This window comes from Paraburkholderia rhynchosiae, assembly GCF_002879865.1.
In the GTDB taxonomy this organism is placed as follows: domain Bacteria; phylum Pseudomonadota; class Gammaproteobacteria; order Burkholderiales; family Burkholderiaceae; genus Paraburkholderia; species Paraburkholderia rhynchosiae.
The window spans coordinates 20,565-34,990 of record NZ_PNXY01000018.1; the positions used below are offsets into that span (position 1 = coordinate 20,565).

Genomic DNA, 14,426 nt, shown 5'->3' on the forward strand with positions numbered 1-14,426 from the left:
TTGGCTACATAAGCGCCGTTCAGACTTCGGCTTTTTCCTTCGCTACTTTCGGCGCCTTATTGTGCTCGAGGATGAAGTCGCGCAGCTGTGGATAAATGATCGTGCGCCAGCGGCGGCCCGAAAAAATACCGTAGTGCCCGCACTTCTCCGCCGTGAAATGACGCTTGTCCTTCTCCGGAATGCCGGTGCACAACCCATGCGCGGCATAGGTCTGGCCGTCGCCGGAAATATCGTCCAGTTCGCCTTCGATCGTGAAGAGAGCAGTCTTCGTGATGTCCTGCGGCCGCACGCGTTCACCCGCCACCTCCCAGGTGCCCTCGGCCAGGCTGAACTCCTGAAACACCACGCGGATGGTGTCGAGATAGTAATCGGCGTCCATGTCGAGCACTGCGTTGTACTCGTCGTAGAAACGGCGATGCGCTTCGGCGTCGTCTTCGTCGCCGCGCAGCAGGCTCTGGTAGAAGTCCCAATGCGAAGCCGCATGGCGTTCCGGGTTCATCGCGACGAAACCGGTGTGCTGCAGAAAGCCCGGGTAGACCTTGCGGCCCACGCCCGGATAGTTTGGCGGCACCGTGAAAATCACGTTGTTCTCGAACCACTCGTACGAGTGCTGTGTGGCGAGCGAGTTGACCGACGTAGGGCTCTTACGCGCGTCGATCGGTCCGCCCATCATCGTCATGGTGCGCGGCGTGTCTTCGCCGCGGCTTGCCAGCAGCGAAATGGCGGCGAGCACCGGCACGGTCGGCTGACACACGGAGATCACATGCAGATTCTTTGCACCGATGTGGCGGATGAATTCCTGAATGTAGGCGACGTAGTCGTCGAGATTGAACTCGCCGTCTTCGAGCGGCACCATGCGCGCGTCGATCCAGTCGGTCAGATAAACCTTGTGGTCCTGTAACAACGTGCGCACTGTGTCACGCAGCAGCGTGGCATGGTGACCCGACAACGGCGCGCACACGAGTACGACGGGCTCGTCCTTGAGTTGGGTCACGGCGTCGCTGTCGTCCGCGAAACGCTTGAAGCGCATCAGGCGGCAGAACGGCTTCTCAATGATTGTTTGCTCGATGATCGGAATGTTGTGACCATCTTTAACAATTTGATGAAGGTTGAACTCCGGCTTTTCGTAATCTTTGCCGAGCCGGTAGAGCAGTTCGTAACCGGCGGAAAGGCGCGTTGCGCCGGGCACGTAAGCCAGCGGGCTGGCAGGATTCGCGAACGATTTGGACGCGGCCTGAGCCCAGGCGGTAAGCGGGCTCAGCATAGCCCGCTGGAATTCGTGCAGTTGGTAGAGCATGGGTGCTCCGTTTTAAGCGGTTCGCATGGGGCTTCGCAAACACGCGTGTGGCGTTGCGGCAGGCCGTATTGGTTGTTGGCACATTATTGTCGGCCGACAGACTGTTCGATCATATACAAACAAGCGTGCTTGTGCAATGCAGCAATCGGGCGGCGCTCTCCCGTAAAAGTGTCATTGAATCATGGTACTGGCGATGTTGCCGTGCCGCTATGCGGACTTGCCGCAGCCTTAAGTTTTGCGTCATCTATGCCGTTATGGGATGGCTGGCCCGTGGCCCGCGCCATCGCCTGTTCGTGCTTCATCAGGTTCAGGCCCGTGTTCACGAGCGCCACATGCGAGAACGCCTGCGGGAAGTTGCCGACCAGCCGCTTCGCGGCCGGGTCGTATTCCTCCGCCAGCAGACCCACGTCGTTGCACAGCGCGATCAGCCGTTCGTACATGGCGATCGCTTCGTCGAGGCGGCCTTGCAATGCCAGGTTGTCCACCATCCAGAACGAACAAGCCAGAAACGTGCCTTCCCCGGGCGGCAGGCCGTCGTCGTATTCGGTCGTGCGGTAACGCATCACGAAGCCGTCGTGCATCAGATCGGCTTCGATCGCGGCCAACGTGCCTTTCACGCGCGGATCATCGGGCGGCAGGAACCCGACGAGCGGCAAGAGTAGCACGCTGGCGTCGAGCTGATCGCTGCCGTAGGCCTGCGAAAATGCATTGCGCGCCGGATTCCACGCCTTCTCGCAGACTTCCGCATGAATTTTTGCACGCGTGGCGCGCCATTCGTCGAGCGGGCCGTCGAGCTTGAACATTTCCGCCGATGCAAGCGCACGGTCGAACGCGACCCACGCCATCACCTTCGAGAAAGTGAAATGCTGGCGCCCGCCGCGCGTTTCCCAGATGCCCTCGTCGGGTTCCTGCCAGATCGTGTCGAGGTGGCGCAGCAGCGCGCGTTGCACGTTCCACGCGGTGTCGTCCGCCTGCAAGCCGCCGACACGGGCCAGATGCAGCGCGTTCATCACTTCGCCATAAACGTCGAGCTGGCGCTGGCCGACCGCGTTGTTGCCGATTCGCACGGGCTTCGCGCCCTGATAGCCGGGCAGCCAGTCGACTTCGAATTCGGGCAGACGCCGCTCGCCGGCAAGACCATACATGATCTGCAACTGGTCGGGCGCGCCGGCCATCACCCGGCCGAGCCAGCTGCGCCATGCGCGTGCTTCGTCGTAGTAGCCGCCGCGCATCAGCGCGAGCAGCGTGATCGTGGCGTCGCGCAGCCAGCAGTAGCGGTAGTCCCAGTTGCGAGTGCCGCCTAGCTGTTCCGGCAGCGAGGTGGTGGGCGCGGCGACAATTCCGCCAGTCGGCTCGTAGGCGAGCGCCCGCAGCGTGATCAGCGAGCGGCGTATCGGCTCGGCCCATCTTCCTTCGATGGTGCTGCGCGCCGACCATTCGAGCCAGTGATTTTCGGTGCGCGCGAGCGCCGTGTGCGGATCGCGCGCGGGCGGAAGCCGCAGATGCGAGGCCGCATAAGCGAGCGAGAAAGGCACGCGCTCACCTTCGCTGACGGTGAATTCGGCGACGGTCTTCATGTTCTCGCCATGTAATTCGACGGGCGTGCGCAGCACGGCGTTATCCGGGCCGACGATCGCTTTGATGCCGCTGTCGTGTTTCAGGCGGTCGACCCACGGAATCGAAAAGCCGTAGTCGAAGCGCAGCACCAGCTCCATCTTCATGCGCACGGTGCCGCGCCTGCCGACGACGATGCGCACCATCTCCGACCAGCCGTTGCCAGGCGGCATGAAGTCGACGAGCGTGACGGCGCCTTCGGGCGTTTCGAAGTCGGTCTCGAGAATCAACGTCTCGCCGCGATAACGGCGGGTGATTGTCGCGGGCGTGTCGGAGTCGGGGCAAATCTGCCAGCGGCCGTTGTCCGGGGTGCCGAGCAGCGCGGCAAAACAGGCGCCGGAGTCGAAGCGCGGCCAGCAGAGCCAGTCGACGGAACCCTCGCGGGAAACAAGCGCGGCCGTGTGGCCGTCGCCGATGAGCGCATAGTCTTCGATGAGTGCGGGCATGAAGGTGCGTATCGATGCGTTTCAGTAGCAGGACCGGCAAAGTTCGCCGCGTCCCGTTCGTTGTTCTTTGCCGACTCGCGCGATGCTTTTTGGCGCAACGGGCAATGCGGCAAAACGCGGGTTGGTAAATGTCAAACCTGTGCCTACAATCGGTATTCTGGTCGATTCGAAAATCTTCCTGATTTGCGAACCGGCTTATTCATCGCGCATGCACACGCCGTTTCGAGGACGAAAGCCATGCTGAATCCGTCAAAATCCGACTGCATCACGATTCTCTCCGCCGCGAGCCAGCTTGCGGACGATTCAATGTTGCCTCTCGATCATGGCCGCCTTGGTCTGAGCCGCAATGGCATGCAGACCGCCGCGAGCTTTCTGATCGAACGAGCCTGCTTCCGGCGCTACCAGGAAGGTGACGGCCATTATGCCGTCGGCGCGCTCTCGCTGCAGGGGCGTTGGCGTCTGGACCAGCTTTCGAACGGCTGACTCCGGCCCCTGGCAAGCATAATCGGCATCCGGGCGGCGAACATCAGCCCGGTTGTTCTGTGTCGCCTGGGCGCCTGATTTCTCCTGCCAACTCGCGGCAATGACCGGCAGCGCCAGGTTCGGCGCGCGTGCCTGTGCTTTGTCGCGCGCGAGCCGCGATCTCACTCGCTGCATCCACGCTTCCTTTTACAGAGCGCAGCCGGGCCGTCGTGCTCCCGGCTGCGCGTTGATCGAGACAGTCGACACTCGGCTCCCGCTCCTAGAAGTGCGACGACCCCACGCCAAAAATCCCAATGATCCCGATGATGATCAGGTAAAGCGCGACGATGTAGTTCAAAAGCCGCGGCATCACCAGAATCAGAATGCCGGCGATCAAGGAAACCAGCGGGCCCAGGCTGAGTGTGACGTTCATGAAGACTCCGTAGTGTGGTGACACGCGATTGAAGAAACGTCCCGCCAGGCGGGACAATTGCTACCCGATGCGGCGTCTATGACTACCCGATGCAGCGTCCGTGCCCGACAGAATGCCGCCCGACGGACGGACCGCTGCCCAGCCGCTTCGCTGCATGATCCGATGCAACACTTCTATACTTGCCCGACAGGAGCGACGCTCGGCCAGCGCGCTGCAGACCAGAGACACTATGACAACCGATTCATGCAAATAACCAATGTAGAGGAGGTCACATGCTTCGTCGTCACCGGGCCGCTATGCGCGCGGCTCCAGGTCCTAATCCGCCTTCTTCGTATGCCGATGCTGGCTCAACTTTACGGCGCGCGCGTGCATTCGCTCCAATGCGCGCCGCCCGCTCGATCATAAAAGGTTTCGCGCTCATGGTCTCGATTGTCGCTTCGCCCGCGTTTGCGCAAGATGCCGGCCCGGCGCCCGCCGATGGGGTCTATGACATGCTGGTCGGCACTTACACCGGCGGCAAGAGCGAGGGGCTGTATGTCTATCGCTTCGACACGAAGACCGGCGACGCGACGCGCGTGTCGGTCGCGCAGACGGTGAACCCGTCGTATCTCGTGGTCAGCCGCGACCGCCGTTTTGTCTACGCCGTCAACGAACTGCCCGGCGACAACGGGCCGGCCACCCAGCGCGGCGGCGTCAGCGCATTTCGCTTCGACGCCGCCAGTGGCCAGTTGAGCTTCCTCAACAAGGTTTCGGCAGATGGCAACGATCCGTGCTACCTGAGCCTGTCGCCGGATGGCAAATATCTGCTAACCGCGAACTACTCGGTGGCGGCCAATCCGGGCGGCAGCTTCGCCGTGTTTCCGGTGCAGGCGGACGGCCAGCTCGGCGCGTCGGTGCTGACGGTGCATCATGAAGGCGGCGGTCCCGTGAAAGGACGCCAGGACAACTCGCATGTGCATTCCACCGTGTTTTCGCCCGACGGCCGCTATCTGTTTGCGCAGGATCTCGGCGCTGACAAGCTGTACTCGTACCGCTACACGCCTGACGGCAGCCGCGGCCTGTTCGGGCCGACCGACTGGCGCTACACGCAGGAAAAGCCGGGCACCGGCCCGCGGCATCTGGTGTTCGGCGCCGATGGCAAGCATGCGTATCTGACGAGCGAACTCACCGCGACCGTCAGCATGTTCAATTACGACGACGGCAAGCTCACGCAGGTTCAGACCGTTTCTCTGACCGAGCCGGGCTTCAAGGGCGCGGTAGGCGCCGCGGCGATCCACTTGTCGCCGGACGGGCGCTTTCTGTACGCGACCAATCGCGGCGATGCCAACGAGATCGTGATCTTCTCCATCGATCCCGCCAATGGGCACCTGAAAAAGATCGGCCATCAATCCAGCCTCGGCAAGTCGCCGCGTGAGTTTGCGATCGACCCGACAGGCAAGTGGTTGATCGTCGGCAATCAGAACAGCGATACCGTGTATGTGTTCCGGCGCGATCAGCAGAGCGGTCTGCTCGAAGCGAATCCGAAGCGTATCGAGATCGGCTCGCCGGTCGATTTCAAGCTCGTGTCGCCATCGTGAGCGATGTTTGATCGCGTCAGCGCACGGTGAATGAAAAACGGGCCGCTTGGAGCGGCCCGTTGTTTGGTGGCTGGCGTTTTCGCTGTCGTGACGCGTATTCAATACGCCGGCAGCAATGAACTTGCCATGACAGCCGTCTATTCCGCCGGCCCCGGCGCGAGCACTTCACGGCTGCCGTTGATACCCATTGCGGACACCAGCCCGGCGCTTTCCATCTGCTCGACGAGACGCGCCGCGCGGTTATAGCCGATGCGCAACTGCCGCTGCACCGACGAGATCGACGCGCGCCGCGTGCGCACGACGAACGCGACGGCTTCGTCGTAAAGCGGATCGGCTTCCGCATCCGGCGAATCGCCGAACAGGTCCTGCGCGGCGCCGCCATCGGTGGCCGGGCCGTCGAGAATGCCTTCCTCGTACTGCGGCTCGCCGAACTGCTTCAGATATTCGACGATTCGGTGCACTTCCTCATCCGCGACGAACGCGCCGTGCACGCGCTGCGGGTAGCCGGTGCCTGGCGGCAGGAACAGCATGTCGCCCTGGCCGAGCAGCGACTCCGCGCCCATCTGATCGAGAATCGTGCGCGAGTCGATTTTCGACGACACCTGGAAGGCGACGCGCGTCGGAATATTCGCCTTGATGAGCCCGGTGATCACATCCACCGAGGGCCGCTGCGTTGCCAGGATCAGATGGATGCCCGCCGCGCGCGCTTTTTGCGCGAGCCGCGCGATCAGTTCTTCGATCTTCTTGCCGGCCACCATCATCAAATCGGCGAGTTCGTCGATCACGACGACGATCAGCGGCAGCGGGGCGAGCGGCTCGGGCGCCTCGGGCGTCAGCGAAAACGGATTGCCGAGCTTCTTGCCCTTCGCTTCGGTGTCGCGAATTTTCTGGTTGAAACCCGGCAGATTGCGCACGCCGACCGCGGACATCAGGCGGTAGCGCTTTTCCATTTCGCCGACACACCAGTTGAGCGCGTTGGCGGCGAGCTTCATGTCCGTGACGACCGGCGCGAGCAGATGCGGAATGCCTTCGTAGACCGACAGCTCGAGCATCTTCGGGTCGATCATGATGAGGCGCACTTCCTCGGGCGTCGCCTTGTAGAGCAGCGAGCAGATCATCGCGTTGATCGCGACCGACTTGCCCGAGCCGGTTGTGCCCGCAACCAGCATGTGCGGCGCCTTGGCGAGATCGGCGACCACCGGATGACCGGTGATGTCCTTGCCCATCGCAAGCGTCAATTGTGAATGGGAGTTCTGATAGACACTCGCTTCGAGGATCTCGGACAAGCGGATGGTCTGGCGCTTCGCGTTCGGCAATTCGAGACCCATGCAGGTCTTGCCCGGAATCGTTTCGACGACGCGGATCGACGTGAGCCCGAGACCGCGCGACAGGTCCTTCATCAGGCCGACGATCTGACTGCCGCGCACGCCGAGCGCCGGCTCCACCTCGAAGCGCGTGATGACCGGACCGGCCGACGCGCCGACCACCGTCACCGGCACCTTGAATTCCTGCAAGCGTTGTTCGATCAGCAAGCCGGTTTCGATGAGCTTTTCTTCGGAGACGGGCTCAACGTCGGTGTCCGCGCGCGCGAGCAGATCAAGCGTGGGCAATTCCACCATCGACGCGGCCGGCGCGTGGAATTCGAAGCCGCTAGTTGGGCTGTGGCCACGCAGCGGCGCGCGCAGGACCAGCGGCTCGGGAGAGGGCTCGCCGGCTGATTGGAGCGGCGATGAAGCGGGCGGCGTGGATGAAAGGCCTGGGGTTCGGGCTGATGTCTCGGTTGTTGGAGCGGTCGTCGGGACGCTGAGACGTGGGGAGGCGAGTGGTGGTTCGTCATGCGCAAGCGGTTGCGCTTGCGATTGCTGCGACGTCTGCGTCGACAGGCCGGGGAAACGAACTACGTTGGATGATGCCCACGGCGCGATGCTTTCCTCGGGCGCGGAGGCAACGTCGGCAGCGATTTCGGCAGCATGTGCGGTGTTGGAGTGCGCCGGGGCTTCGTCTGCGTCCGCGAGCGTAGGGGGCGCTACCACTCGCACATCGGCCGTGGATGTTGCTGCGGTCGTGCTTGTACTCGCGCTCGTGCCTGCGACATGTGGCGTCGGCGTCGACGGAGCGCTTTGCGGCTCGCTGAACTGCAGGCGATCGGCGAGCGGAGCGACGGGTTCTTCGACTTCGGTGCCGCGATCCAGGCTCACGTGCGCAGCAGCGCTGGCGTCGGTGTCCGAGTGAACATCCGACTCTTCCGCTGATGAGGGTATGTCTTCTTCCAATGACGAGGTGTGCGATGGCGCGTCCGTCTCATGGAATCGGCTCGCAAACATCTCGAACGGCGTGCGAGTGATGGACGGCGTGGCGCCATGCGGTGTGGATGCCACCGTTGACGCTGGCGCGGAGTCAGACGCTTTCGCTGTTGCCAAAGCGGATTCGGCGACGGGCGCCAGGTTTTCGCCCACGATCTTGGCACCTTCCGCGCCGGTGCTTCGTGCGAGGCTGACCCCGGCGATGTCGGTCCAGCGCGCGGCGTTTTCCGCGATGCTGCGCAACGTCTCCTGGACGCTGGCGGGCGGCGTGACGTTTTCCGTTGGCGCCATTGGCCGCGTGTAGCTCGGCGCCGGCGACATCGGCCGACGAGTGTCTGACGGCGCAATGACTTCGTTCGCGCGTGGAGTGGGCCGCAACGCTTGTCCGGACGACGTCGCGCGATCCGATGGCGCGGAAGCGCGAGTCGCCGGCAAGCTTCCGTCGACGGATGCGCGTTGGAACAGCGAATTTGCCGCCGCCGGTGCGCCAGCACTGGCCGCACCCGCACCCGCACCCGCACCCGCACCCGCACCCGCCACACCTGCGCCGATTCCCAACGCCTCGCCAGTCCGTGGCTCAAGCGCCGAGCGACTTCCGCCATGCGACACAGCGCCCGCGCTGGCGACATCGCTTACGCCGGCTTTCCCTGCCGAGCCCGCGCCAGACGCACCCGCGCGTGGCGCCGTGTCACGCAACCATCCAACCGGTGCGACCGGTTCCGCAGGCGTCCGCGGCGGCTTGTTGGCCCCGGCGGCATGCATCTGCATCTGCGCGGTGACCTGCCGCGCCGGCATAGCACCGCCCGTGCGCAACACCGGCTCGACCTGCGAAAGCTGGCTGCGCGGCGCAGTTCGTCCGGCTCGCCAGCTTTCTCCAGCCGCACGCGCCGTCGCATCCTTACCCACGGCGGATTGCACCACGCCTGCACCCACGCCACCCACACCCGCCCCACCCGCGGCGCGCCCTTTGACAGGCGGCCGCCAAACGGTCGGCCGCGAGTAACGCCCGTTGGTCCGGGGCGCCATCGTATTCGTGGAAGCGGAAATATGCGACGACGCGCCGTCGTCGACACTGCGATGACGGCGCGCTTCATCGTCGCGCTTGGCAAGACCGCGTGACGCCAGGCCGAGGCCGAATGCGCCGTCGGCCCACGCAAAAAACTCGCGCCAATGGAAGCCGATCAGCCAGGGCAGGCTGACGACGAGCAGTGCGAGCGCCGCGAGCGGCGTGCCGATATGCCCGAGCAGGCGGCCGAAGCCCGCGGTCAGCGCATGGCCCATCGCGTTCATGCCGGCCACGCCGATCAGCGACGCCTCCAGTGTGCAGCTCGCCAACATCACGCAGACGAAGCCGAGCCATAGCCGGATCGTGCCGGGGCCGCGCAAACCCGCGCCGCCCGGCAGCATTGACTTGACGAGCCTCCACAAAAGAGGAAGGAACCAGACGGCCGACCCGCCGAACCAGCCGAAAACTACCGTGTGCATACTAGACATCAACGAATGACGGATTGGGAAAACGCAATCCGTCGAGTTTAAACCGGCGAAGCCCACGGCTTCGGAGACGGACGCAAGTATGCTCGCGTCCTGGGGCAAACCGGGCCGGCGCGCCGGACAATCCGCGCTCCGTCTATTTGGCGCTGCGCTCGAAAACCAGCGTATCGCCGTTATCGAGCACGAGTTGCATTTGTTGCGGCTCGCGCATCTGCACGCCAGTCCGGTCGATATGCGTCAGCGCGTTCAGATACGAGCTCTCGATCTGTCCGCCCGGCGTCGCGCAGGCCATGCGCGTGCCGCCGAGTGTGCCGAAACTCAGCTTGCCGTCCTTCAGCGAGTACGAGCCCATATAGCGGTTGCAGCCGGAAAAGCCGCTCGCATGGCGCTGGCCCGTCGCCGTGGAAAGCGTGAGCGTGATCGGCGCGCCGAGACTTGCGAACGGAACCGTGCGCGCCGTGCCGTCCGCCTGCTTCCACGCGGTGAGGACCCAGCTCGTATCGTCGAGCAATTGGGTGACGGCCGGGTTGAACGGATCGGGTGCGGGCGCTTCTGCATCCGGATGTTTCGGGATCGTGCAGGCACCGAGCAGCGTGGCGATACTCAACGCGGCGAGGGCCGTGCGCGCGTAGGGGGCGATGCGCGCGAGACGTCGCGTGGAGAAGCTTGGGTGCATGGCGTCGTTCCTCTTCAAACTGGCGAAGGCGTAAGGGTAACGCACTCAGCGCACCGCGCGCGAGCCGGAGCGTGTGCGGCGCCTTTATCGAGATCGCGGCGGAGCATAAGCGCGCCGCCGGCGCCGCGTCGTGGCCCTTCGCGCGCTTCGTGTGCGGATAAAAATGCGGCCGCCGCGAGCAACGCGCGGCGAGGGGCCCGCATGTTAACATCGTGATCTACCCAATCCCACCCTCATCCGACTTTTATCTGGAGACCCCATGCAGATCGGCCAACGGATCGGCACGCCCCTTTCTGAATCCGCCACGCGCGTGATGCTGCTCGGCGCGGGCGAACTCGGCAAGGAAGTGATCATCGCGCTGCAACGGCTGGGCGTGGAAGTGATCGCGGTCGACCGTTATCCGAATGCGCCGGGCCACCAGGTCGCGCACCGCTCGCATGTAATCGACATGACCGACCGCGCCGCGTTGCGCGCGCTCGTCGAGCAGGAGCGCCCCCATCTGATCGTCCCCGAAATCGAGGCGATCGCGACGGAGGCGCTCGCCGCGATCGAAAGCGACGGTCTCGCCGAAGTGATCCCGACCGCGCGCGCCACGCAACTCACCATGAATCGCGAAGGCATCCGCCGTCTTGCCGCCGAAGAACTCGGTTTGCCCACCTCGCCGTACGCGTTCGCCGATTCGCTCGACGAACTGCGGGCGGGCATCGTCAAAGTCGGTTATCCGTGCGTGGTGAAGCCGGTAATGTCGTCGTCGGGCAAAGGGCAGTCCGTGCTCAGGAGCAACGCCGATGTCGAACCCGCCTGGCAGTACGCGATGGCCGGCGGCCGCGTGAATCACGGCCGCGTAATCGTCGAAGGCTTTATCGATTTCGAATATGAGATCACGCAGTTGACGGTGCGCGCCGTTGATCCGTCGAACGGCCAGGTCGCCACGTACTTCTGCGATCCGATCGGTCACGTGCAGGTGGCGGGCGATTACGTCGAATCATGGCAGCCGCAGCCGATGAGTCCGCTCGCGCTCGAACGTTCGCGCGAAGTCGCGCACAAGGTCACAGCCGCGCTCGGCGGGCGGGGCCTGTTCGGCGTGGAACTTTTCGTCCGTGGCGATGACGTATGGTTCTCGGAGGTCAGCCCGCGTCCGCACGACACCGGTCTCGTTACGCTGTGCTCGCAACGCTTTTCGGAGTTCGAATTGCACGCGCGTGCCATCCTCGGTTTGCCGGTAGATACGTCGCTGCGCGCGCCGGGTGCGTCGGCGGTGATTTACGGCGGCATGGACGAGACTGGCATTGCGTTCGAAGGCGTCGCCGCGGCGCTCGCGGTCCCGAATGCGGACCTGCGCCTCTTCGGCAAGCCGGAGAGCTTCGTCAAGCGCCGCATGGGTGTCGCGCTGGCTACCGGCGAGAATACCGACGAAGCACGCTCGCGCGCGAAGCAGGCCGCGGCGGCGGTGCGTCCCGTGTCGGCGAAGTCAGCGCGTTGACGCGCGCTGCGTGGCTGCCCGGCAAATCCGTGGCGCCCGCAGCCCGAATGAATGGAGTTCGTCGAATGGATGGCGGGCTCATTGAAGTCGAGGTGGGTATGTCGCTGGAATCCGGTAGCAAAACTTGGCGCGGCATGGCCGCCCGTCTCGGCGCGGTGGGCGTGCTGCTCGCACTGTCCGCCGGATTGACCGGGTGCGAGCTCGCGGCCGCGCCGTGCCGTATTGCGTCGGCTGGTTTGAAGATCGTGCCGGTGGTCGGACACGTGGCCGCGGCGCCGACCGATGCCTGCGCCGAAGTGATCGACCCTTGATCAGCAACGACTGAGGCATCCAATGAAGAATCGGCTGGTTGCAGTGAGCCTCGCGGCGACTCTGGCGGGCATGTACGGCAGCGCGTTCGCGGCGCCCTTGCATCTCGAAGACGTTCAGACCAGAAACCGTCAAACGCATAAGTACACGTGCGCAACCGGCAAGATCCTGCACGTTACCTATTGGAATACGGCCAACGGCCAGAGCTTCGCGCTCGTGCCTGTGAAGGGCAGGCAACTGCTGTTCGTCAACACCATCGCGGCGTCCGGCGTGAAATATCAGGCCGGCAGCTATACGTGGTGGACCAAGGGCCCGCGCGCGGATCTCTACGACATCATGGCCGGCGAGGACGCGCCGCCGCTGCTGTCCGACTGCATCACCATCAATCGCTGAACCTCATGCGGCGGCGGCCTGAAGTTGCCGCCTGGTTTTGCTTCTGCTTCTGCTTCCGTTTCTGCCTTCGCTCCACGCTTAGACTTCGCGGCATTGCCCGCCTGCGCGCATCATTCCCCTTCGAGTAGTAAGCTGTCCGGCATGGCATTCGCGTTGTTGCCGTTGTTGCCGTCGTCGCTGCCGCCGTTTCCGTCATCGCTGTTGCCTGAGTCTCCGATCGTCCGTTTCCGCTCACCCACGGCCAGGCTTTGCGCCCCCGTCCGTACCCTCAAGCGAGACCCTCCATGAAAGCATCGGACCTGTTCGTCAAATCGCTGGAAGCTGAAGGTGTCGAGTACGTGTTCGGCATCCCCGGTGAAGAAAATCTCGATCTGCTCGAATCGCTGCGCCGCTCGAAAATCCGCTTGATCCTGACACGTCATGAACAGGCGGCGGGTTTCATGGCCGCGACCTATGGACGTCTCACGGGCCGTACCGGCGTATGTCTTGCGACGCTCGGCCCCGGCGCGACCAACTTCGTCACGGCGGCGGCCTACGCGCAGCTAGGCGGCATGCCGATGCTGATGGTCACTGGACAAAAGCCGATCAAGTCGAGCAAGCAGGGGCATTTCCAGATCGTCGACGTGGTGCGGATGATGGAGCCGCTCACTAAATACACGCGCCAGATCGTGTCGGTTGCCAATATTCCGGCGGCGGTGCGCGAGGCCGTCCGGCAGGCTGAAGAGGAGCGGCCGGGCGCCACGCATCTCGAACTGCCGGAAGACGTTGCGCATGAAGAGGGGGACGGCAAGCCGATTCCGAAGAGCTACAGCCGGCGTCCCGTCGCGGAGGAAAAAGCGGTCGCGCGCGCCGCCGAGGCAATCACGAAAGCGAAGCATCCGTTACTGATGATCGGCGCGGGCGGCAACCGCAAGACCACGACGAAGATGCTGCGCGAGTTCGTCGACCAGATCGGCATTCCGTTCTTTACCACGCAGATGGGCAAGGGCGTGATCGACGAATCGCATCCGATGTGGCTCGGCAATGCCACCTTGTCCGATGGCGACTTCGTACACCGCGCGATCGATCACGCCGACTGCATCATCAATGTCGGGCACGACGTGATCGAGAAGCCGCCGTTTTTCATGCGCAGCGGCGAGGCCGGCGAGAAAACGGTGATTCACGTCAACTTCCTCGGCGCGGAAGTCGATACGGTGTATTTCCCGCAGATCGAAGTGGTCGGCGACATCGCCAATGCCGTGTGGCAACTGAAGGAGAGTTTGAAGGAGCGCCAGGAGCACTGGGATTTCACGCGCTTCAAGGAAATCAAGGCGCACTTCGAGGCGCATCTGGTGAAAGGCCAGCACGACGACCGCTTTCCGATGTACCCGGTGCGGCTGGTCAACGACGTGTACGAGACCACGCCGGTTGACGGCATCGTGTGTCTTGACAACGGCATGTACAAGATCTGGTTCGCGCGCTACTACCGCGCGCACGAGCCGAATTCGCTGCTGCTCGACAACGCGCTGGCCTCGATGGGCGCGGGTTTGCCGTCCGCGATTGCTACCAGGATCGTGCACCCGGACCGCAAGGTGATGGCCGTGTGCGGCGACGGCGGCTTCATGATGAACTCGCAGGAGCTGGAAACGGCGGTGCGTCTGAAGCTCGATCTGGTGATCCTCATTGTGCGCGACGACGCTTTCGGCATGATCCGCTGGAAGCAGGAGAATATGAATTTCCCTGACTACGGCATGACGCTTGCGAATCCGGACTTTGTCGCGTACGCGCAGAGTTATGGCGCGAAGGGGCATCGGATCGAATCCGCGGCCGAGTTTGCGCCTTTGCTGCGCGACTGTTTCGCAACGCCGGGCGTGCATGTGATCGACGTGCCCATCGACTATTCGGATAACGAGCGCGTGCTGAACCGCGAGATCAAGCGGCTCTCCGCGCAGCTGTGAGCGGC

At 63.7% G+C, this 14,426-nt stretch carries 11 protein-coding genes; 6 read left to right on the top strand and 5 right to left on the bottom strand.

The window, feature by feature from the left end; genetic code table 11:
- Nucleotides 1–19: 19 nt before the first annotated feature.
- Both C0Z16_RS23170 and C0Z16_RS23175 read right to left on the bottom strand, forming a co-directional pair.
- On the bottom strand, nucleotides 20–1,297 hold the full coding sequence (locus C0Z16_RS23170) for a polyhydroxyalkanoate depolymerase (protein WP_102634412.1): 1,278 nt from the start codon (nucleotides 1,295–1,297) through the stop codon (nucleotides 20–22).
- 179 nt (nucleotides 1,298–1,476) lie between these two features.
- Complete coding sequence (locus C0Z16_RS23175) at nucleotides 1,477–3,357, bottom strand: glycoside hydrolase family 15 protein (RefSeq protein ID WP_102634413.1); 1,881 nt, start codon at nucleotides 3,355–3,357, stop codon at nucleotides 1,477–1,479.
- A gap of 237 nt (nucleotides 3,358–3,594) precedes the next feature.
- Between C0Z16_RS23175 and C0Z16_RS23180 the strand changes: the two genes are divergently transcribed.
- Nucleotides 3,595–3,840, top strand: a complete 246-nt coding sequence (locus tag C0Z16_RS23180; protein WP_102634414.1) for a hypothetical protein — start codon at nucleotides 3,595–3,597, stop codon at nucleotides 3,838–3,840.
- 259 nt (nucleotides 3,841–4,099) lie between these two features.
- On the opposite strand, the gene C0Z16_RS23185 is transcribed toward C0Z16_RS23180, so the two are convergent.
- Nucleotides 4,100–4,252 (bottom strand): DUF3096 domain-containing protein, encoded by a 153-nt coding sequence (locus C0Z16_RS23185; protein WP_007175701.1) that lies wholly within the window; start codon nucleotides 4,250–4,252, stop codon nucleotides 4,100–4,102.
- A 272-nt stretch (nucleotides 4,253–4,524) separates the two neighbouring features.
- On the opposite strand from C0Z16_RS23185, the gene C0Z16_RS23190 reads away from it, so the two are divergent.
- Entirely contained in the window at nucleotides 4,525–5,829 is a 1,305-nt protein-coding gene (locus C0Z16_RS23190; RefSeq protein ID WP_102634415.1) for a lactonase family protein, read from the top strand.
- Nucleotides 5,830–5,966: 137 nt separating this feature from the next.
- Here C0Z16_RS23190 and C0Z16_RS39365 read toward each other — a convergent pair whose 3' ends face one another.
- The gene (locus C0Z16_RS39365; RefSeq protein WP_102634416.1) at nucleotides 5,967–9,617 is read right to left on the bottom strand and encodes an FtsK/SpoIIIE family DNA translocase; all 3,651 of its coding nucleotides are present in this window, start codon (nucleotides 9,615–9,617) and stop codon (nucleotides 5,967–5,969) included.
- Between the two features lie 142 nt (nucleotides 9,618–9,759).
- Nucleotides 9,760–10,299, bottom strand: coding sequence for an META domain-containing protein (locus C0Z16_RS23200; protein ID WP_102634417.1), 540 nt, complete (start codon nucleotides 10,297–10,299; stop codon nucleotides 9,760–9,762).
- Nucleotides 10,300–10,558: 259 nt separating this feature from the next.
- Between C0Z16_RS23200 and purT the strand changes: the two genes are divergently transcribed.
- The 4 genes from purT (at nucleotide 10,559) to C0Z16_RS23220 (ending at nucleotide 14,421) form a co-directional block, all read left to right on the top strand.
- Nucleotides 10,559–11,782 (top strand): formate-dependent phosphoribosylglycinamide formyltransferase, encoded by a 1,224-nt coding sequence (gene purT / locus C0Z16_RS23205; protein ID WP_102634418.1) that lies wholly within the window; start codon nucleotides 10,559–10,561, stop codon nucleotides 11,780–11,782.
- Nucleotides 11,783–11,880: 98 nt separating this feature from the next.
- Nucleotides 11,881–12,093, top strand: coding sequence for a DUF6726 family protein (locus C0Z16_RS23210; RefSeq protein WP_102634512.1), 213 nt, complete (start codon nucleotides 11,881–11,883; stop codon nucleotides 12,091–12,093).
- Nucleotides 12,094–12,115: 22 nt separating this feature from the next.
- Entirely contained in the window at nucleotides 12,116–12,484 is a 369-nt protein-coding gene (locus C0Z16_RS23215; RefSeq protein WP_102634419.1) for an MliC family protein, read from the top strand.
- Between the two features lie 284 nt (nucleotides 12,485–12,768).
- Nucleotides 12,769–14,421: an acetolactate synthase large subunit gene (locus C0Z16_RS23220; RefSeq protein WP_102634420.1), complete on the top strand. Its 1,653-nt coding sequence runs from the start codon at nucleotides 12,769–12,771 to the stop codon at nucleotides 14,419–14,421.
- Nucleotides 14,422–14,426 lie beyond the last annotated feature (5 nt).

Bases quoted from the DNA above. Each gene is read 5' to 3' on its own strand.
- C0Z16_RS23210 (WP_102634512.1), top strand. From the start codon at position 11,881: ATGTCGCTGGAATCCGGTAGCAAAACTTGGCGCGGCATGGCCGCCCGT.
- C0Z16_RS23200 (WP_102634417.1), bottom strand. From the start codon at position 10,299: ATGCACCCAAGCTTCTCCACGCGACGTCTCGCGCGCATCGCCCCCTAC.
- C0Z16_RS23220 (WP_102634420.1), top strand. From the start codon at position 12,769: ATGAAAGCATCGGACCTGTTCGTCAAATCGCTGGAAGCTGAAGGTGTC.
- C0Z16_RS23180 (WP_102634414.1), top strand. From the start codon at position 3,595: ATGCTGAATCCGTCAAAATCCGACTGCATCACGATTCTCTCCGCCGCG.
- C0Z16_RS23215 (WP_102634419.1), top strand. From the start codon at position 12,116: ATGAAGAATCGGCTGGTTGCAGTGAGCCTCGCGGCGACTCTGGCGGGC.
- C0Z16_RS23185 (WP_007175701.1), bottom strand. From the start codon at position 4,252: ATGAACGTCACACTCAGCCTGGGCCCGCTGGTTTCCTTGATCGCCGGC.
- C0Z16_RS23175 (WP_102634413.1), bottom strand. From the start codon at position 3,357: ATGCCCGCACTCATCGAAGACTATGCGCTCATCGGCGACGGCCACACG.
- C0Z16_RS23190 (WP_102634415.1), top strand. From the start codon at position 4,525: ATGCTTCGTCGTCACCGGGCCGCTATGCGCGCGGCTCCAGGTCCTAAT.
- C0Z16_RS23170 (WP_102634412.1), bottom strand. From the start codon at position 1,297: ATGCTCTACCAACTGCACGAATTCCAGCGGGCTATGCTGAGCCCGCTT.
- C0Z16_RS39365 (WP_102634416.1), bottom strand. From the start codon at position 9,617: ATGCACACGGTAGTTTTCGGCTGGTTCGGCGGGTCGGCCGTCTGGTTC.
- purT (WP_102634418.1), top strand. From the start codon at position 10,559: ATGCAGATCGGCCAACGGATCGGCACGCCCCTTTCTGAATCCGCCACG.